The organism is Archangium sp. (assembly GCF_036389735.1).
Lineage (GTDB): Bacteria > Myxococcota > Myxococcia > Myxococcales > Myxococcaceae > Archangium.
The window spans coordinates 1-4,573 of sequence record NZ_DASVWK010000426.1; the positions used below are offsets into that span (position 1 = coordinate 1).

General features: G+C 68.8%; 5 protein-coding genes. 4 read left to right on the top strand and 1 reads right to left on the bottom strand.

All coding sequences use genetic code 11. From position 1 onward, the window contains the following. Positions 1-28: 28 nt before the first annotated feature. Complete coding sequence (locus VF794_RS15355; RefSeq protein ID WP_331111074.1) at positions 29-649, bottom strand: hypothetical protein; 621 nt, start codon at positions 647-649, stop codon at positions 29-31. A gap of 89 nt (positions 650-738) precedes the next feature. On the opposite strand from VF794_RS15355, the gene VF794_RS15360 reads away from it, so the two are divergent. From VF794_RS15360 to VF794_RS15375, 4 genes are all read left to right on the top strand, one after another. Beyond that, on the top strand, positions 739-1,728 hold the full coding sequence (locus VF794_RS15360; protein ID WP_331111076.1) for an NAD(P)H-quinone oxidoreductase: 990 nt from the start codon (positions 739-741) through the stop codon (positions 1,726-1,728). A 69-nt stretch (positions 1,729-1,797) separates the two neighbouring features. Beyond that, the gene (locus tag VF794_RS15365; RefSeq protein WP_331111078.1) at positions 1,798-1,938 is read left to right on the top strand and encodes a hypothetical protein; all 141 of its coding nucleotides are present in this window, start codon (positions 1,798-1,800) and stop codon (positions 1,936-1,938) included. A 13-nt stretch (positions 1,939-1,951) separates the two neighbouring features. Next, positions 1,952-2,434, top strand: coding sequence for a sterol desaturase family protein (locus VF794_RS15370; RefSeq protein ID WP_331111080.1), 483 nt, complete (start codon positions 1,952-1,954; stop codon positions 2,432-2,434). A gap of 135 nt (positions 2,435-2,569) precedes the next feature. Continuing rightward, a partial coding sequence (locus VF794_RS15375) for a M3 family metallopeptidase (protein WP_331111082.1) occupies positions 2,570-4,573 on the top strand: 2,004 nt, incomplete at its 3' end.

A 4,573-nucleotide genomic window follows, 5' to 3' on the forward strand; every position in this document is an offset into this window, starting at 1 on the left:
GAGTCCCCACGTGGCATGAGATCTTCTACTAGGGGACCCCCTCCAGGAAGGTGTCCAGGCTGGAGAGGTCATCGGTGCCGAGGAAGTCGACCCCGGCCTCGAGCGCCTCGCGCCACGCGTCGGGATGGCCCGGAGCGCCGAAGAAGCGAACCTCGCGCCCCTGGGCATGTGCGTTCTCGACGATGCAGGCCAGCCGCGCGCGCTGGGCCGCATCGAGCTTCCCGGTGCTCGAGGCGTCCAGGTAGTCGCTCCACTTGAGCGCGTAGTAGCGCCAGGCGCTGTCCGCGGGCGGATCCTCCGGGGAGTAGTCATTGCTGTCGCGCATCGCCCGGCGCTGGGGATGACGCGTGACGAAGTCCCGCTTCGCCTCGTCATCCCCCGTCAGCACCACCGTGACGGGACCCGGGGTGACCGTGTCTCCGTCGACACGGGTAAGCATCGGGTATTTGTCGAGCACGGCGTGGAGGGTATCGACGATCTCCCGGCCCCCCTGCTTGAGATCGATCCACAACGTGAAGGGCACGCCATCACCACGCACCGAGCCCTGGGCATCGACCCTGGCCTGGAGCGGCGCCTGGGGCTGGGCACACCCGAGCCCCCCACACACGACGGTGGCCAGGAGAACGATGGCGAACTTGCGGACAGGCACGATGAACACCTCGACGAGCTGGCTGTACTGGACGCGGGAGCATCCGTGGTTGACTGCCCCGGTTCAACCGCCCTTCCCAGGTGCCCACCATGCAGGTCCTCCGCATCACCCGCCCCGGCGGCCCCGAGGTGCTCGACTTCGAGGAGCGCCCCGCGCCCGTCCCCGGCCCCTCGGAGCTCCTCGTGCGCGTGCAGGCCAGCGCGCTCAACCGCGCCGACCTCCTCCAGCTCCACGGCGGCTACCCCGCGCCCCCCGGCGTCCCCGCCGACGTCCCCGGGCTCGAGTACGCCGGCGAGGTGCTGGCCACCGGTCCACTTGTCCGCCGCTTCAAGGTGGGAGACCGGGTGATGGGACTGGTGGGCGGAGGCGCCTTCTCCGAGCAGCTCGTCACCCACGAGCGCGAGGCCCTGTCCGTCCCGGAGAACCTCGACTCCACCCAGGCCGCCGCGCTCCCCGAGGCGTACCTCACCGCCTTCGACGCGCTCGTGCTCCAGGGCGGGCTGCGCATGGGAGAGAACGTGCTCATCCACGCCGTGGCCAGCGGTGTCGGCTCGGCCGCCGCGCAGCTCTGCCGCGCCATGGGAGCCCAGGTGGTGGGCACCGGGCGCAATGCGAAGAAACTCTCCCGCGCCTCCGAGTGGGGCGTGCACAAGACGGTGCTGTGTGAGTCCTCGCCGCCGAGCTTCGCCTTCGCCGTCCGGGAGGCCACGGGCGGGCGCGGGGTGGACCTCGTGTTGGACCTCGTGGGCGGGGACTACCTCCCGGAGACACTCCGCTCCATGGCGGCCCAGGGGCGCGTGATGCTCGTGGGACTCGTGGCTGGCCGGGTGGCCCAGGCGGAGCTCGACATCCTCCTCACGAGGCGCCTGCGCATCACCGGCACCGTGCTCCGCAGCCGGCCCCCCGAGGAGAAGATGGCCCTGGCCCTGGCCGCCGAGCGGCACCTGGGACCCCTGTTCCGCTCCGGGGCCCTCGTGCCGGTGATCGACGCCGTGTACCCCATGCGCGAGGCCCGCGAGGCCCTCACCCGGATGGCGAAGAACGACACCGTGGGGAAGCTGGTCCTGCGCTGGGAGTGAGCCAGGGTGGATGGGGTTGGCCGGGGTGTCCGCATATAGTCGCGGCGCTCCTCCTTCCGCCAGACCGCCATGCTCGACAGACTCAACCGCCTGTCCGAATCCCACGGACACCTGCCGCGTGGCGTCGGCGTCGTCTCCGGCGTCTTCGCCCTCGTCCTGGGCATCCTCTGCCTCCTGGGCGTGCTGGCCTTCCATTTCCGGCCTACCTGACCACGCCGGAGTGGTGCAGTACTGGACGCACCGCGCCTACCACGAGGTGCCAGCGCTCTGGCGCCTTCACGCCGTGCACCACAGCGTGAAGAGCATGGACTGGCCGGCCGGCTCGCGACAGCACATCGTCGAATTGCTGCTCACCCGCACGCTGATCCTCGCGCCCATCTACGTGCTCGGGTTCAGCAAGGAAGTGATTGATGCCTACATCGTCATCGTCGGCTTCCAGGCCGTGTTCAACCACGCCAACGTGAGCGTGCGGCTCGGGCCCCTGCGCTACCTGATCGTCACCCCCAACTTCCACCACTGGCACCACAGCCAGGACCAGGAAGCGCTGGACCGCAACTACGCGGCCCACTTCGCCTTCCTCGACTACCTGTTTGGCACGGCGGTGAAGAGCGACCGCGAGTGGCCCAGCGATTACGGCGTGCTGGGCGACTACGTGCCCAATGGCTTCCTCGAGCAGCTCGCCTTCCCGTTCCGTTGGAAGGGCTGAGATAGGCCAACCGTCCGAGGGCACGGGTGAGGTCCGAGCAGGCATCCTCATCGCCGCCCGCTGATTCCGTCATTTCGACTTCCGGCGCGTTCCCGTTAGTTTCGTCCCCACCAACCAGTCGGGAGACACCCCTTCATGCGTAAGCTCCTTCTCGCCAGCGCGGGCGTGGTCGCGCTCACGTCCGCCTCGTGCGCGACCACCACCCAGGAGGGTCGAGGCACGGCCCCCGCCACTGCGGCCACCACGGCCCAGGAGACCCCCGCCATGCCCCCCCCTGCCCCCGCCGCCACGGCCCAGAATCCGCTGCTGGCCAAGTGGTCCGGCGCGTACGGCGGAGTCCCGGCGTTCGATCAAATCAAGGTCGAGCACTTCAAGCCCGCGCTCGAGGCCTCCATCGAGGAGAACCGCCGAGAGATCGCCGCCATCGCCAACAATCCGGCCGCGCCCACCTTCGAGAACACCCTCGCCGCCCTGGAGGACGCCGGGCGCATGTACAACGACGTGGGCACCTTCTACGGCATCTGGAGCTCCACGCTGAGCGGGCCCGAGTTCCAGGCCATCGAGCGCGAGATGGCGCCCCGGCTGGCCGCCTTCGAGGACGAGATCACCCAGAACGAGAAGCTCTTCCAGCGCATCGAGGCCGTCTACAACTCGCCCGACAAGGCGAAGCTCACCCCCGAGCAGCAGCGCCTGGCCTGGGTCTACTACACGCGCTTCGTCCGCTCCGGCGCGAAGCTCGACGCCACGGCCAAGAAGCGCATGGCAGACATCAACCAGCGCCTCGCCTCGCTCTACACGAACTTCAGCCAGAACGTGCTCGCCGACGAGGAGGGCTACACCGTCGTCCTCGAGTCCGAGGCGGACCTCGCCGGCCTGCCCGACTCCGTGCGCGCGGGTGCCGCCGCCGCCGCCGAGGCGCGCGGCCACAAGGGCAAGTGGGTCATCACCAACACGCGCTCCTCCATGGAGCCGTTCCTCACCTACTCGGCCCGGCGCGAGCTGCGCGAGAAGGTCTGGCGCAACTACGTCAACCGCGGCGACAACGCGGACACCCACGACAACAACGCGCTCATCACCGAGATCCTCAAGCTGCGCGTGGAGCGCGCGAAGCTGCTGGGCTACCCGACGCACGCCCACTGGCGGCTGGAGAACACCATGGCCAAGACGCCCGAGCGCGCCATGGAGCTGATGGAGGCCGTCTGGAAGCCCGCCGTCGCCCGGGTCCGCGAGGAGGTGGCCGACATGCAGGCCATCGCCAACAAGGAGGGCGCGAAGATTCAGATCGAGCCCTGGGACTACCGCTACTACGCCGAGAAGGTCCGCAAGGCGAAGTACGACCTGGACCAGAACGAGGTGAAGCCCTACCTCCAGATGGAGAAGCTGCGCGAGGGCATGTTCTGGGTGGCCGGGGAGCTGTTCGGCTTCGCCTTCACCCCCGTGAGCGACGTGCCCGTCTACCACCCCGACGTGCGCGTCTGGGAGGTGAAGGACCGCACCAGCGGCAAGCCCGTGGGCCTGTGGTACTTCGACCCGTACGCCCGCCCGGGCAAGCGCTCCGGCGCGTGGATGAACGCCTACCGCAGCCAGGAGCGGTTCAAGGGCGAGGTCACCACCATCGTCTCAAACAACTCCAACTTCGTGAAGGGCAAGCCGGGCGAGCCCGTCCTCATCAGCTGGGAGGACGCGGAGACGCTCTTCCACGAGTTCGGCCATGCCCTGCACGGCTTGAGCTCCAACGTGACGTACCCGACGCTCGCGGGCACGGCGGTGGCGCGTGATTACGTGGAGTTCCCCTCGCAGCTGCTGGAGCACTGGCTGTCCACCCCCGAGGTGCTCAACCGCTTCGCCCTGCACGCCCAGACGGGTCAGGTCATCCCGAAGGAGCTGGTGGCGAAGATCGAGAAGGCCGCCACCTTCAACCAGGGCTTCGGCACGGTGGAGTACCTGTCGAGCGCCCTGGTGGACATGAAGCTGCACCTGGCGGGCGACAAGACCATCGACCCGGACGCCTTCGAGCGCGAGACCCTCACGGCGCTCGGGATGCCGAAGGAGATCGTCATGCGGCACCGCACGCCGCATTTTTCCCACATCTTTTCGGGCGACGGCTATTCGGCCGGCTACTACTCCTATCTCTGGTCC

Bases quoted from the DNA above. Each gene is read 5' to 3' on its own strand.
- VF794_RS15365 (WP_331111078.1), top strand. From the start codon at position 1,798: ATGCTCGACAGACTCAACCGCCTGTCCGAATCCCACGGACACCTGCCG.
- VF794_RS15360 (WP_331111076.1), top strand. From the start codon at position 739: ATGCAGGTCCTCCGCATCACCCGCCCCGGCGGCCCCGAGGTGCTCGAC.